We start from the raw sequence: 13,094 nt of genomic DNA on the forward strand, positions 1-13,094 counted from the left end.
CCCCATCCTGCCACCGACACCCCACCCGATCGGGACAGCGTCTCCAGCTACCGTTGGCGGCATGGAGCAACGACCCAAGACTGTCCTCATCACCGGCGCCACCGGCGGACTGGGACGTGCCTATGCCGAAGCCTTTGCTCAGCGCGGTTGCCGCCTGATCCTCAGCGGGCGACGGCCCGCCGCGCTCACCGAACTGGCCCAGCACCTCAGCAGCCGGCATGCCGCCGAAGCCACCATCGTCCCGGTGGATCTGGGCGTTCCGGGTGCGGCCCAGGAGATCCTGGATGCGGTCGAGGAACCGGTGGACGTTCTGGTCAACAACGCCGGCTTCGGGCTCAAGGGTGAGGTGGTGACTGCGGACCCGGCCGAGGTCGCCGAGATGATTCAGCTCAACTGCGGTGCACTGGTCCAGCTCGCGCACGGTTTCGGCGCCCGGATGGCCGCTGCCGGACGCGGCGAGATCATCAACGTCGCCAGCACCGCCGCCTTCCAGCCGATTCCGACGATGGCGGCGTACGCGGCGTCCAAGGCATTCGTGTTGTCCTTCAGTGATGGCCTGGCCGCCGAGTTGGCCCCGGCCGGCGTACAGGTGCTGGCGATCTGCCCCGGTCCGACCGAGACCGGCTTCTTCGAACGTGCCGGCGATCCCGACGCGATGGCGATGCGGCGTACCCCAGAAGATGTGGTGCGGACCACCCTGTCGGCGCTCGCCTCGGGCCGCTCAGTGGCGGTCGACGGCACCATGAACGGACTGATGGCCTTCGCGAACCGGCTGGCGCCCCGGTCGCTCGCGCGGGCGATCGCCCAGCGTTACGTCGCCTGAATCAGCCCTGTCCTTGAATCAGCCGCTCAGATGCCTGCGTAGGAGTGCAGGCCGCTGAAGAGCAGGTTCACCCCGACGAAATTGAACCAGAAGCACACCAGGCCCACGATCGCGATGATCGCCGCGGGCTTGCCACGCCAGCCGGCGGTGACGCGGGCGTGGAGATAGCAGGCGTACACGACCCAGGTGATCAGCGACCAGGTCTCCTTCGGGTCGAAGCCCCAGAACCGGCCCCAGGCATACTCGGCCCAGATCGCGCCGGCGACGATCGTGAAGCTCCACAGCGGGAACGCGAAGGCATGCAGGCCGTACGCCAGCCGATCGATCCCCTCCGAGCTGGGCAGCCGCGACAGATAGCCGCCAACGCTGCCCTTCTTTTCGGCGTGGGCCTTGACCAGATAGAGCACCGAGGCGAGGCCGCCGACGGTGAAGACCGCCGAGCAGATGACCGCGGCGACGATGTGGATGATGAACCACACCGAGTGCAGTGAGGGCACCAGCGGGGCGACGTCGACGAAGAAGACCGTCACGGCCAGGCCGAGCGCGATCGACGCGAACCAGGACAGCGGCAGGCCCAGCCAGCGCACCTGCGTGAAGCGCATCAGCACCAGGAAGATGCCGACGGCGAAGACCGTCGAGCTGATGGTGAATTCGTACATGTTGGCCCACGGCGTCCGGCCGGCCGCGATGCCACGGGTGACCATGCCAACGAGGTTCAGCACCCAGCCGATCGCCATGGTGGCGACCGCCATCCGGCCGAACTGTTCCAGCCGCAGTGAGGCCTTCTCCTGATGGGGGTCAGCCGGCAGGTCGTCGCCGTCGAGCGTGACGGTTGAGTCGGCAGCATCCGAGCCAGCGCCGCCCGCGCCAACAGCGGCCTTGGTCCGGGTCCGGGTCCGGGTCGCGACCGCGACCGGCTTGAGTCGGCTGCCGGCAGCCCACTCGAAGGTGTAGAGCACGGCCGCGAGCGCGTAGATGACCATCGCGCTGTGGATGCTCAGGTTGGAGATCTGCTCGATGGTCATGTGTCCTCCTCGCCCGGGTCGGCTGCAGTTTCCTCGCCGACCTCGTCGGGTTCATTCTCGCTCAGGCCGACGGCGTCGGCGAATGCGTCCAGTTCCTCCCGCAGGCCGGTACGTCCGTCCACCCGGTCCAGCCCGGCCACGGCGACCTCGTCACCGGTGAGTCGCAGGAACATTCGGCGGGGGCGCACGAACAGCGAGGCCGAGACGCCGATGACCCCCAGGATGGTGAAGCCGACGATCACCCACAGGCCGGGGCTGGAACTCACCTGCACCTTGATCCACCGGTTGAAGCCGACGAAGGCGATGCTGCCCTGGCCGTCGGGGAGCACCATCTGCTCCCCCGGCTTCAACCGCATCCGCAGGGTGTCGGTGCCGTCGGCGTTCTGGACCGGTTCCAGACCGCTGGTGTCCAGCACGTAGACGTTCTGCGGGATGCCGGTCTCCTCGGCTTTCGGCGGCCCGCTCCAAGCATTCAGGAAGAGTTCGGGGTTGTACGCGTCCGGAAACAGGGAGACTGGGCCGAGTTCGTTGTCGATGTCGGCGGTCGGCAGGAAGAAACCTTCGAAGGCCAGCCGCTCCGGGCGTCCGTCAGGAGCGTTGATGATGCCGGCGGAGCTGAAGTTGCCGTCCTGGGGCAGGAAGACCACTGCCCCGGCATAAGCAATGTCCCCGTTGCCGTCCCAGACCTCGACCACCGGGGCGTACCCGTGCTGGATCAGGTGGACGGTGCTGCCGCCGATCTGGAGTGGCTTGTTGACCTCCAGCATCCGGTCCTGGGGATCTCGGCCCGGCTCGGTCACCACGGCGTGGGCCCGGAACACCCGGGCAGCGCCGCGCTGCACCGGACCGGTTTCGAACTCCACCTCGAAGGCGTCCAGCCCCAGGTGGAAGGGTGCCATCTGCTCCGGATCCACCATGGCTCCGTGGGTGAAGGAGTCGTACTGCACCAGACTGTTGGAGAACCCCTGCCCCTCCACCACGACCGCTTCGCCCTTGAAGGACCACAGGCTGTTGATGCCGACGCCCAGCAGGACGCCCACGAGCGAGATGTGGAAGACCAGGTTGCCGGCCTCCCGCAGGTAACCGCGTTCGGCCGAGACCGAGTCGGCCTCCCGTCGCACCCGGTAACGCCGCGACTTCAGCCATTCCTCGGCCCGGTCCAGCACCGTGTCGGTGCCGGCGTCGACCGTGCCGGTGGCGCTGGTCGGCAACCCGCCCAGCTTGCGAGGCGTACGCGGGGGCTGCCGCCGCAGGGCGCGGGCGTACACCCGGACCCGGGGGATGATGCAGCCCAACAGGGACACGAAGAGCAGCAGATAGACCGCGCTGAACCATGCCGAGTTGTAGACGTCGAACATCCCGATCGCATCGAGCACCGGCCCGATCCGCGGATGCTGATCCAGATAGTCCTCGACCTGGAAGGGCACGGTCGGGCGCTGCGGCAGGATGCCGCCGGGGATCGAGGCCAGCGCAAGCAGGAACAGCAACAACAGCGCGGTCTTCATCGAGGTCAGCTGACCCCAACCCCACTTCAGCGTCGCCACGACCGGATTGGGCTTCTTCTTCCGGGGCTTCTGGGGCGAGGTCGGCTCGGCCGCCGTCGCCTCGGTCACAGACCCATCGTTGCTCACAGACCCGTCTTTGCTCATAAAATCGCTCCGAACTGGGCCGACCACTGCCGCAGCTGGGCAACCGCGAGGTCCCACAGCCCGGTCAGCAGGGCGATCCCGACCAGCACCATCAGGGCGCCGGCGATGATGGTGAGGGTGCGCTGGTGCGAGGTGATCCACGTCAGCTTCGGACTCAGCCAGGGGTACGCCAATGCCCCCAGCAGGAACGGCAGCCCCAACCCCAGTGAATAGACCGTCGCCAGCAATGCGCCGCGGCCGACGGTGCCCTCATTGGCAGCCAAGGACAACACCACCGCCAGGGTCGGGCCGATGCAGGGGGTCCAGCCGAGCCCGAAGATGACCCCGAGCACCGGCGCAGCGGCCACCCCGGCCCGGGGCAACCAGCTGATCTTGCGTTGCTGGTTCAGCAGCGGCACCAACCCCCAGAACGCCACGCCAGCCACGATGATCGCGACGCCGAGAGCGATCTGGAGCGGTCGCTGGTTGATCAGCAGGAACCGACCCACGGTGCCGGCCAGCGCACCGCTGGCCGCGAAGACCGCAGTGAAACCAAGGACGAAGCCGGCGGTGCCCGCCACCATCCGCGAGCGGCGCTTGCCCGCCAGGACATCGGCGGCGCCGAGGCCGGAGGCATAGGAGAGGTAGCCCGGCAACAGCGGCAGCACGCACGGGGAGAAGAAGGAGACCAGGCCGGCCACCAGCGCCAGCGGGACCGCCAGCAGCATCGACCCGGACAGCGCCTGCTGCACCCAGCTGTCGGCCTGAAGGAGGATCACGAGGCCACCTCGTCGACCAACTGCACCAGGCTGGTCGCCGAAATCACGCCCAGCACCCGGGCGGCGATCCGGCCCTGCCTGTCAATGATGATGGTGGAGGGAATCGCCCCCGGCGGGACGTGGTCGGCAAATTCCAGCAGCAGCCGGCCGTCGGGGTCATAGAAGCTCGGATAGGGGATCTCGAAGGTCCGCACGAAGGCCCGTGCCTGGGCCGGGTTGAGGTCCCGGTTGTTGATGCCGAAGAAGTCGGCCCGGTCAGCCAGCTCTGCGGCGGCCGTGACCAAGTCGGGGGCTTCCTTGCGGCAGGGGGCACACCACGACCCCCACACGTTCAGCACGATGGCTCGGCCCGGCTCGGGCAGGCTGATCGGGTTGTCATCCAGGTCGGTGCCGGTCAGCCGGGGTGCCAGCGTACGCCGGTCCTCGGCGATGGTGGTGACGCCACTGCCGCCGACATAGCCGCTGCCCGGTTCGGAGGTGCGCTGCTCGCCGTCAGCGGAACAGGCCGCCAGCGCCACCGGTGCCGCGACTGCGGCTGCCAGCAACGACCGACGACTCCACCGACGCTCCACCCTCAGGCCCCTGCCACGAACTTCTTGGTCTTCTTCGCCGGCAGCAGGTCGGCGCAGGGTTCGGCGTAGCCGGTGAACTCTGCGTGTCCGTCGGTGACAGTGAAGGAGGTGATGGAGGCCAGCGTGCACTCACGCTTGCGCGGGTCGTGGACCAGGCGACGCCCCTCGGCGGCACAGCGGGCCATCCAGATCGGCAGCTGGTGGGCCACCACCAACGCGGTGCCTCCGTCGCCGGCGGCAGCCGCGGCATCGGCCATGGCGGCCTGCATCCGGGTCACGATCGACTTGTAGGGCTCACCCCAGCTGGGCTGCAGCGGGTTGCGCAGGTGCCACCAACTCTTCGGATTGACCAGCGCGGAGGACTTGGCGCTGAAGACCTTGCCCTCGAAGACGTTGACGGCTTCGATCACCCGCTCGTCCACCGTCAGCTCGAGGTCGGCATGGTTGGCGTGGATCGGCGCCATGGTTTCCTGGGCGCGCTGCAGCGGTGACACCCGCAGGTGCGTCAGCGGCCAGTCGGCGGTGTGCTCACCGAGCCGATCGGCCATCTGCAGGCCCAGCTGGGACAGTCCGTAACCGGGCAGTCGTCCGTAGAGGACCCCCGTGGGATTGTCGACCTGACCGTGGCGCACGAGGTGCACTGTAGCAGTGGACACAAAATCCCTTTCGTTTGTCGAAACGGCTCACCAGCGCGTCAGCGACGCCGACGCGGCTGCTTCAGCTCGGACGGTTTCAGGACCGGCTCGCCCTGCTCCTCCAGCTCCGTGCGCCGTTCGGCGGCGAAGGTCGCCAGCGCGTCGGCCAACACCACCGGATCCGGTTCGGCGGCCACCACGCTGACGGTCAGACCGTGCTCTTCGCAGGCCTCGGCGGTCGCCTGCCCAATCGCCGCGACCAGGGTGTTGGCGTGCGGCTTGCCGGCGATGCCGACCAGGTTGCGTACCGTCGAGGAGGAAGTGAAGCACACCGCGTCAAAGTCGCCACTCTTGATGGCTTCGCGGACCTCCACGGGCGGCGGCGCGGCGCGTACGGTGCGGTAGGCGGTGACCTCCTCCACCTCCCAGCCCAGCTCGACCAAGGTCGCTGCCAGCTGCTCGGTGGCCAGGTCAGCTCGCGGCACGAAGATCCGGTTGATCGGATCGAGCACGTCGTCGTAGGGCGGCCACTCCTCACCCAAGCCGTGGGCGGTCTGTTCGCGCACCGGCACCAGGTCCGGCTCGATGCCCCAGTCACGCATCGCCTGAGCGGTCTCGGCATTGACCGCCGCGACCTTCAGGCCGGACAGGTCGCGGGCGTCCAGGCCGAAGTGGTCGAACTTCTCCCGGACCGCCTTGACCGCGTTGACCGAGGTGAAGCACAGCCACTCGTAGCGGCCAGCAACCAAGCCCTTGATGGCGCGGTCCATCTGCTGCGGCGTCCGCGGCGGCTCCACCGAGATGGTGCCGACCTCCTCCGGGTCCGCGCCGTGGCCCCGCAGCCGGTTGGCGATCTGGGTGGCGTCGTCCTTGGTGCGCGGCACCAGCACCCGCCAACCGAACAACGGCTTGGACTCATACCACGCCAGTTCCTCGCGATTCTGCAACGCGGCACCCAGCATCAGGTGGATCCGGCCATCGGCATCCGATTCGAAGGTCTGCACCTCGGCCAGCGACATCACGACGGAGCTCTGCTGGTTGGAGCCGCCGCGGGAGGTCACCACGACCTCGTCCTCCGCGTCCCGGCCCGCCGACAGCGCGGCCTCGACAAAGGCCGCCAGATGCTGACCGCGGGTGGCGATGACCAGGGTGCCCTCGCCCCACTGGCTGGCGCCGACCTTGGTGAACTCGCCATTGAGGGCCGACACGAAGTGGACCCCGGACGGGCTCGACATGGAGATGCCGACGTACTCGGGGATCGCCGTGAGGCTGGAGACTCCGGGAATCACTTCGAAGGCCAGACCCGCACGTACGCAGGCAGCGGCCTCCTCGGCGACGCCGCCATCCAGGAAGGGGTCACCGGCGACCAGGCGTACGACTCGTTTGCCGCCCCGGGCGAGCTTGGCGATCTTCTTGGCGCGCACCGACGGACGCAACCGGCCCTCAGCGCTCAGGTCGACGACCTCGGCCTCGCCACCGGGACTGATCGCAGCGTGATTGAAGAGCTCGCGCTGCTCGGGGGTGTCCAGCACCACTGCGGCAGCCTCGGCGATGGCGCGCACTGCCCCCAGCGTGAGCAACTCGGGGTCGCCGGGCCCGGTGCCGACATAGATCACGTGCCCGGGCGGGGGCCCAGCCACCAGCCGGTCCAGCGACGCGGACGGCGTCGTGGAGCCCTTGCCGGCGGTGCCAGCCTTCATCGCCGTCGTCATTGTCACCGATATCCTCCCGTTGGGGGTCCCGTAGAAGTGATCTTCTCGCGTCCGGCGCACCTTGGCAACCGAGCGTCTATATCACGCCTGCAGGGACGCCCGGGAGGCACCCCCAGATGTCGGATCGACCACCGCTTGCCTCGGGTCCTGACTCACCTGGGCGTGGTAGGCCAAGATCTGCAGTTCGAGTCCCAGATCCACCGTGCGCACGGTCACCTGCGGCGGGACGGTCAAGGTGGTGGGCGCAAAGTTCAGCACGCTGGTGATGCCGGCAGCGACCAGTGCGTCGCAGACCTTCTGGGCCTCGGCCACCGGAGTGGCGATGACGCCGATCGCGGGATGGTCCAGGGCAACCACCTCGGCCAGCCGCTCCATCGGCTGGATCCGATGCCCGTGCAGCAGTTCGCCTTCGCGGGCCGGATCCGCGTCGATCAGGGCGACCACCCGGAAGCCACGGGCAGAAAATCCGGCATGGCCGGCCAGGGCACTGCCCAGGTTGCCCAGTCCGACGATCACCACCGGCCAGTCGTGGGTCCAGCCGATCTCGTCGCCGATCTCGGCGCGCAGCGTGTCGACGTCGTAGCCCACCCCACGCGTGCCATAGCTGCCCAGCGAGGACAGGTCACGGCGCAACTGGGCCGGATGAACGCCGCAGGCGTGGGCGAGCTGGTCGGACGAAACGGTGTGGGTGCCGTCGGCGGACAGTTCGGCCAGCACTCGGAGATATCCGGGCAACCGGGCCAACGTGGCACCGGGGATCGGCTGCTGGGACCTCGCTTGAGTCACTGCCGCCCCCTCCGTCCGTGCCGGAGCGCTGCCGCCACCGGTCCCGACCGAGACTAGGGGTTCGTGAACCGAATCACAAAGCCCTCGATCAACGGCTGAGCGCAGTCCTCAGCCGTTCCGGGTCGACCCGCCAGTAGTCGTGCTGGACACCGTCCACGAAGGTGACCGGGACCTCGTCGGTGTGCCGACTCCGGATCTCCTCCGACACCTCGGTGTCGATGTCGACCGTGCGCCAGGCAACGCGAAGGTCCCGGCACACTTCCTCGATGACCACCAACGCTTCGGTGCACAGGTGGCAGTCGGGGCGTACCAGGACCTCAACCCTGACGCGCTCGCGCGCGTCAGCGGTCACTTGCCGGCGCGACGACGCTGGACGCGGGTGCGCTTGAGGAGCTTGCGATGCTTCTTCTTGGCCATCCGCTTGCGACGCTTCTTGATGACTGAGCCCACGGGGGATCCCTTCGACTGTGCATGTGGCAGGCCTGTGTGACAACAGGCAACCCCGTAAGGCTACGCGATCGGGGCAGGTCAGCTCAAACGCGGGCCGCCGGAGCCCGGCTCGGCACCCAGCACCTCGGTCAGCGAGAACCCTTCCGGGGGCTCCAACTGGTCGAATCGGCAGGACTGCGGCGTCCGGTCCGAACGCCAGCGGACGAAGTTGGTGTTGGAGCGAAACCGATAGCCGTCGTGGAGGTAGTCGTACTCCACCTCCAGCACCAGCAGTGGCGAGGTCAGGTGTACCTCGTCGCGGGGTTCCCGCCAGCGCATGATGCCGTCCGGCACCCGGGCCCCGCTCCGAGCAGCTGCTGCGGGTCCCCACGGGTGTTCGTCGTGCGCCTCGCTTTCGCGCGGCACCTCCAGTTCGGCAAACATCCGCGCCAGGTCGGCTCGGGCCGCGTCAGGAAACCCGGCACAGACCCCGACCAGGTGCATCACGCCGGCGTCGTCGAACAGCCCGAGCAGCACCGATCCCAAGCTGGGATGGGTCTCGCTATGGTTGCGGTCGGTCCGGAAGCCGGCCGCAACGACATCGGCGGTACGCCGGTGCTTGACCTTGACCAGCGCCCGCTGGCCCTCCTGATAGCTGCCCTGCAGCGGTTTGGCCATGACGCCGTCCAGACCGGCGGCTTCAAACTTCGTGAACCACTGTTCGGCCACCGATCGGTCCCGAGTCACCGGCGAGAGCAACAGTTCCTTGGGCCAGTCAGGCGCTCCCCCATCACCCGCGCTCCCATCACCAGCACCGGCCCACAGCGCCTCCAGGAGCTGCCGGCGTACCTCGAAGGGCTGGTCCAGCAGCACGGTCTGGTCGAAACCGAGCACGTCGAAGGCGATGAAGTGGGCCGGGTGCAGCTGCGCCAGCCGGTCGGCGCGGATCGCGGTGGAATGCCGGGAGGCGAGCCGGGTGTACTGCAGCTTGCCGTCCTCGATGATGACGACCTCGCCGTCCAGGATGCAGCGTTCCGGCAGCACCGTCGCTGCCCGCACCAACTCCGGGAAGTACGCGGTCAGGTCAGTCCCATGCCGCGACCAGAGCCGGACCTCGGTCCCATCCCGCACCAGGATGCAGCGCCAGCCGTCCCACTTGGGCTCGTACGCCATCCCAGCCGGGATGCTGGCCTCGGGCCGCGCCAACATCGGCGCGATCGGCCGTCGCCACAGGTCGTTGCTGGTCACAGGTCCGACTCAGCCGACGTCGTAGAAGGCACCCTCGAGGTAGGCATTGACGGCCTGCTCCGGGACCCGGAAGCTGCGGCCGACCCGGACGGCCTCGAGCTCGCCGCTGTGGATCAGTCGATAGACCGACATCTTCGACACACGCATCAGTTCAGCGACCTCGGCAACGGTCAGAAAAGTCACCGAAGGTGTGATCGACCTCGCGCCGGCGCGCTCGGGGCCGGTGGGGCTGGGAGACATGGGACACCTTTTCCGTCTCGGTCATGGGCCCGGCTTCCCCTCCGGACCGCGGTCGAGACAGATGTGATGCTAGTGGCAAACGGGGCAGCTGTGACCAGGGGGGGCAGAATAAGTCTCAAGGTCGTCTGAGACTCGGCGACACGCCGCAGCCTCACCCACGAGGACAGGGCTCAGTATTCGGGATCCAGTCCGAGCTCGGGAAAGACGGCTCGGCGGGTCGTCATGATGGCCCGATCAATCTCGTTGGCCGGGTCGTAGCCGTCCTCGAAGCAGGCGAAGTCCTCACTGCCGCCATCCCCCATCCGCAGCGGCGCCCCCTCGCCGACCAGCTCCCGCCACGCCTGGGGCGTGGCCAGGTCATAGTCGATCCGTTCGCCGGCCACCGTCGCCAGCAGGTGGGCCCACGCCCGCGGCACCGCATTGCCCGGTGAGTAGCCACCGCCGCCGGTCACCACCCACTTGCCCTGACAGAGTTCGTCGGCGAGGTCGGCGATCATGGCGTACGCCCGCCGCATCGATTCGACGCCGAGCGCCAGCCCGGTCAGCGGGTCCTCCCGATGCCCGTCAGCGCCGTGCTGGGAGATGATGATGTCGGGCCGGAACTGACGCACCACCGCCGGCACCACCGCTTCGAAGGCGCGCAGCCAGCCCTGGTTGTCGGTGCCCTCAGGCACCGGCAGGTTGACCGTGGCGCCGATCCCGTCGCCGACGCCCACGTCGGTGCCGTGGCCGGTGCCGGGAAACAGCGTCAGCGGGGATTCGTGGATGCTGACGGTCAGCACTGAGGGATCGCCCTGGAAGGCGAGCTCGACGCCGTCGCCGTGGTGCGCGTCGACGTCGATGTAGGCGATCCGGGCGCAGCCGAGCCGCTGCAGTTCCTTGATGCCGGCGACCACGTCGTTGTAGATGCAGAACCCGCTGGCCTCCGCAGGCATCGCGTGGTGCCAACCGCCGGCGATGTTGACCGCACGGCTGACCTCCCCCTGCCAGACTGACCGGCAGGCGTCGACGGTCGCCGCCACGGTGCGCGCGGCGATGTGGTGCATCCCGATCACCAGCGGGTTGTCAGTGGTGCCGATGCCGTACGCCGGGTGGGAACGGTTGCTGCGGACCGCCCGGATGTAGTCGTCGTCGTGGGCGCTGCGGACCAGTTCGACATCGACCTCGCTGGAGGGACGCACCTGAAACTGGTCGACGACTCCGAGGTAGCGCGCCAGTTCAATCGCAAACCGAGTCCTGCCCACGGACAACGGATGGGTGCCGCCGAACCCGTAGAGCAGGAGTTCGTCGTCGTGCAGCAGCAGCGGCCGGGTCACCGGGACTCGTCAGCAGGGGCGCCCAAGGCCCGGTTCCGTTCGGTGGCCGCAGCAATCGCGGACAGGAATGCGGCGCGTACGCCGGCACTCTCCAGCGCGTTGATCGCGGCCGCGGTGCTTCCGGCGGGGGAGGTGACCTGTTCCCGCAGTACCGCCGGATGCTCGCCTTCGACCAGCAGCGCCGCGGCGCCGGCGAAGGTCTGACGGACCAGATCGTCGGCGACGGTACGCGGCAGGCCTTGGTGCACGCCGGCCTCGATCATCGCCTCGGCCACCAAGGCCAGATAGGCGCCACCCGACCCGGAGACCGCTGCCAGCGCGTCCTGCTGGGCTTCGGGGATCTCGACGGTGCTCCCGACGGTCTGCATCACCTCGACGACCCGGGCGAGCGCCTGCTCGTCGGCGTGCCGACCGGCCGAGATCCCGCTGACCCCGGCACGCACCAGGCAGGCGGTGTTGGGCATCACGCGTACCACCGACAAACGGGCCAGCTGCACCCGGCCGGTGGATTCGAGCGCCGATTCCATTGCGGCGCACGTGATGCCGGCGCAGAGCGAGGCCACCACGGTGTGCGGGGAGAGCCCCTCAACGACGGAGGCGAGCACGTCGAGGGCGGCGTACGGCTTGACCGCGACCACCACCAGATCGGCGTCGGCGACTGCCTCGGGGGAGGTTTCGGTGACCTCGATGCCGTACTTCTCGGCGACCGCCGCCCGGCCCTCGGGCCGTCGGTGGGTGGCCGTGATCCGGTCGGCGGGCCAACCGGCCGACAGCATGCCGCCAATGACGGCACCAGCCATCGTCCCGGCACCCAGGAAGCAGACCCGGGGCCGGTCGGTACGCTCACCGCCAGTCGACATCAGGCCAGCAGCTCCGCGATCTGGACCGCGTTGAGCGCGGCCCCCTTGCGCAGGTTGTCGCTGGCGCAGAAGAGCACCAGGCCCTTACCGTGCGGCACCGACTGGTCGGCGCGGATCCGGCCCACCAGGGTGACGTCGACGCCGGCCGCGTCACGCGGGGTGGGCGCCTCCGTCACCTGTACGCCCGGGGCATCGCCCAGGATCTGGGTGGCCTCCTCGGCGCTGATCTGGTCGTCGAACTCGGCGTGGATCGCCAGCGCGTGACCGCTGAAGGTGGCCACCCGGACACAGGTGCCGGCGACCAGCAGGTCGGGCAGGTGGAGGATCTTGCGGGACTCGTTGCGGAGCTTCTGCTCCTCGTCGGTCTCCCCGGTGCCGTCGTCGACCAGCGATCCGGCCATCGGCAGCGCGTTGAACGCGATCCCCTTGATGTAGGGGGCCGGGTCACCGCCCAGCTCGGGCCGGCCTCGGAAGGGCAGTTCAGCCATGCCGTCGGCGTCGATCACCGCGGTCGTCTGGTTGGCGAGCGCCGCGACACCGGCCCCGCCGGAACCCGACACCGCCTGGTAGGTCGCGACGCGAAGCCGGGACAGCCCGGCCCGGTCGTGGAGCGGCTTCAGCACCGGCATCGCCGCCATGGTGGTGCAGTTCGGGTTGGCGATGATGCCGCGCGGGGTGCGCCGGGCATCGTCGGGGTTGACCTCGGAGACCACCAGCGGGACCTCGGAATCGCCACGCCAGGCAGAGGAGTTGTCGATGACGGTGGCGCCCGCAGCGGCGACCTTCGGGGCGTACTCGAGGCTGGCCTGCTTGCCGGCGGAGAAGAGTGCCAGGTCCAGGCCGGCGAAGTCGGCGCGGGCAACGTCTTCGACGGTCACCTGCTTGTCCCCGAACGGCAACGTGGTGCCGGCGGAACGCTCAGAGGCGAAGAACCGCACCTCCTCGATCGGGAACGAACGCTCGAGCAGCAACTGCCGCATCACGCCACCGACCTGGCCGGTGGCACCAAAAACTCCAACACGCATGGGGCCAGCCTACGCG

General features: G+C 68.8%; 15 protein-coding genes. 1 reads left to right on the forward strand and 14 read right to left on the reverse strand.

The features are described from left to right. Nucleotides 1–61 precede the first annotated feature (61 nt). On the forward strand, nucleotides 62–823 hold the full coding sequence (locus CGZ91_RS03400) for an SDR family NAD(P)-dependent oxidoreductase (protein WP_094452526.1): 762 nt from the start codon (nucleotides 62–64) through the stop codon (nucleotides 821–823). Between the two features lie 26 nt (nucleotides 824–849). Here the strand turns inward: CGZ91_RS03400 and ccsB are convergent, their stop codons facing one another. The 14 genes from ccsB to CGZ91_RS03470 all read right to left on the reverse strand — a co-directional run bounded on the left by ccsB (nucleotide 850) and on the right by CGZ91_RS03470 (nucleotide 13,078). Continuing rightward, complete coding sequence (ccsB, locus tag CGZ91_RS03405; RefSeq protein ID WP_094451729.1) at nucleotides 850–1,848, reverse strand: c-type cytochrome biogenesis protein CcsB; 999 nt, start codon at nucleotides 1,846–1,848, stop codon at nucleotides 850–852. Beyond that, nucleotides 1,845–3,461: a cytochrome c biogenesis protein ResB gene (gene resB / locus CGZ91_RS03410; RefSeq protein WP_229116390.1), complete on the reverse strand. Its 1,617-nt coding sequence runs from the start codon at nucleotides 3,459–3,461 to the stop codon at nucleotides 1,845–1,847. The genes ccsB and resB overlap by 4 nt, the downstream gene beginning before the upstream one ends. 32 nt (nucleotides 3,462–3,493) lie before the next feature. Beyond that, nucleotides 3,494–4,204 carry a cytochrome c biogenesis CcdA family protein gene (locus tag CGZ91_RS03415; protein ID WP_094452991.1) on the reverse strand — a complete coding sequence of 237 codons (711 nt, stop codon included), beginning with the start codon at nucleotides 4,202–4,204 and terminating at the stop codon, nucleotides 3,494–3,496. A 47-nt stretch (nucleotides 4,205–4,251) separates the two neighbouring features. Then, nucleotides 4,252–4,827 carry a TlpA family protein disulfide reductase gene (locus CGZ91_RS03420; RefSeq protein ID WP_094452530.1) on the reverse strand — a complete coding sequence of 192 codons (576 nt, stop codon included), beginning with the start codon at nucleotides 4,825–4,827 and terminating at the stop codon, nucleotides 4,252–4,254. A 2-nt stretch (nucleotides 4,828–4,829) separates the two neighbouring features. After that, nucleotides 4,830–5,468 (reverse strand): histidine phosphatase family protein, encoded by a 639-nt coding sequence (locus CGZ91_RS03425; RefSeq protein WP_229116391.1) that lies wholly within the window; start codon nucleotides 5,466–5,468, stop codon nucleotides 4,830–4,832. Between the two features lie 53 nt (nucleotides 5,469–5,521). Further along, nucleotides 5,522–7,174, reverse strand: a complete 1,653-nt coding sequence (locus CGZ91_RS03430; protein ID WP_229116429.1) for a bifunctional uroporphyrinogen-III C-methyltransferase/uroporphyrinogen-III synthase — start codon at nucleotides 7,172–7,174, stop codon at nucleotides 5,522–5,524. A gap of 81 nt (nucleotides 7,175–7,255) precedes the next feature. Continuing rightward, entirely contained in the window at nucleotides 7,256–7,960 is a 705-nt protein-coding gene (locus CGZ91_RS03435) for a redox-sensing transcriptional repressor Rex (protein WP_094452534.1), read from the reverse strand. Between the two features lie 88 nt (nucleotides 7,961–8,048). Beyond that, the gene (locus CGZ91_RS03440; RefSeq protein WP_094451724.1) at nucleotides 8,049–8,312 is read right to left on the reverse strand and encodes a glutaredoxin family protein; all 264 of its coding nucleotides are present in this window, start codon (nucleotides 8,310–8,312) and stop codon (nucleotides 8,049–8,051) included. After that, entirely contained in the window at nucleotides 8,309–8,410 is a 102-nt protein-coding gene (locus CGZ91_RS03445; protein WP_094451723.1) for a 30S ribosomal protein bS22, read from the reverse strand. The genes CGZ91_RS03440 and CGZ91_RS03445 overlap by 4 nt, the downstream gene beginning before the upstream one ends. Nucleotides 8,411–8,488: 78 nt before the next feature. Further along, nucleotides 8,489–9,637: an ATP-dependent DNA ligase gene (locus tag CGZ91_RS03450; protein ID WP_229116392.1), complete on the reverse strand. Its 1,149-nt coding sequence runs from the start codon at nucleotides 9,635–9,637 to the stop codon at nucleotides 8,489–8,491. A 9-nt stretch (nucleotides 9,638–9,646) separates the two neighbouring features. After that, nucleotides 9,647–9,877, reverse strand: a complete 231-nt coding sequence (locus CGZ91_RS03455) for a helix-turn-helix domain-containing protein (protein ID WP_094451722.1) — start codon at nucleotides 9,875–9,877, stop codon at nucleotides 9,647–9,649. Between the two features lie 170 nt (nucleotides 9,878–10,047). After that, nucleotides 10,048–11,193 carry an acetoin utilization protein AcuC gene (locus tag CGZ91_RS03460; RefSeq protein WP_094452536.1) on the reverse strand — a complete coding sequence of 382 codons (1,146 nt, stop codon included), beginning with the start codon at nucleotides 11,191–11,193 and terminating at the stop codon, nucleotides 10,048–10,050. Then, on the reverse strand, nucleotides 11,190–12,053 hold the full coding sequence (gene proC, locus CGZ91_RS03465; RefSeq protein ID WP_094452538.1) for a pyrroline-5-carboxylate reductase: 864 nt from the start codon (nucleotides 12,051–12,053) through the stop codon (nucleotides 11,190–11,192). The genes CGZ91_RS03460 and proC overlap by 4 nt, the downstream gene beginning before the upstream one ends. Continuing rightward, a complete protein-coding gene (locus CGZ91_RS03470; RefSeq protein WP_094452540.1) occupies nucleotides 12,053–13,078 on the reverse strand; it encodes an aspartate-semialdehyde dehydrogenase in 1,026 nt (341 codons plus the stop codon). The genes proC and CGZ91_RS03470 overlap by 1 nt, the downstream gene beginning before the upstream one ends. Nucleotides 13,079–13,094: the final 16 nt, after the last annotated feature.

The sequence above is a fragment of the Parenemella sanctibonifatiensis genome (genome assembly GCF_002250565.1).
Taxonomy (GTDB): Bacteria; Actinomycetota; Actinomycetes; order Propionibacteriales; family Propionibacteriaceae; genus Parenemella; species Parenemella sanctibonifatiensis.